General features: G+C 50.0%; 1 protein-coding gene. It reads left to right on the top strand.

Going from position 1 to position 698, the window contains the following annotated elements; genetic code table 11:
* On the top strand, positions 1–698 hold a 698-nt coding region (locus BG32_RS07080), incomplete at both ends, for an ABC transporter substrate-binding protein (RefSeq protein WP_259459581.1).

The raw sequence follows: 698 nt of genomic DNA, 5'->3' as shown, positions 1-698 counted from the left end.
ATGTTCGCAGCGGATATCAAGAGAGGGGGTACGCTCAGGATTACCTCGATGAAACAGGGGATTCTGATAGAGAACTTCAATCCCTTCTCGCCGAATTCCAATGAAATGGCGATTGGAGGTTTCTACGAAACTCTCATTTACTTCAACCCGATGACGGGAAAGATCATGAACTGGCTAGCAGAGAGCTATGAGTGGTCTGACGATCTCCTGGAGTTGACCTTCAATCTGAGAGAAGGTGTTGAATGGAATGACGGAACACCTTTTACCGAGAAGGATGTACTATTCACCGTAAACCTTGGAAAGAACAACAAGGCACTCGACGTCGCGAGCCTGTGGTCGACAGGCGTTGTTGGAGTCCGATCAGACAAACCGATGACCGTTACTTTCACCTTTTCCGATGTCAACACGACCATCATTCAGAGATTCTCCAGCGTCTTCATTGTCCCCGAACACATCTGGTCGAAAGTCGATGACCCTCTGACCTGGATAGGTGAGGGAATTCCTGTGGGCACCGGACCATTCGTTCTCAAGGAAGGCTCGTTCAGCGAGCAGTCCTTCAGCGTGGTAAGAAATCCGAATTACTGGCAGATAGGGGAAGACGGAAAGCCTCTTCCCTATATCGACGAAGTCTTGACACTCACAACTACAAACGAGCAGGTCCCTCTCAGACTTGCCAGAGGCGAGTTCGACTGGGCAGG

Source organism: Mesotoga sp. HF07.pep.5.2.highcov (assembly GCF_003666285.1).
In the GTDB taxonomy this organism is placed as follows: Bacteria; Thermotogota; Thermotogae; order Petrotogales; family Kosmotogaceae; genus Mesotoga; species Mesotoga prima.
The sequence above is the reverse complement of the archived record's forward strand: the minus strand, read 5'-3'. Positions and strand labels throughout refer to the sequence as shown.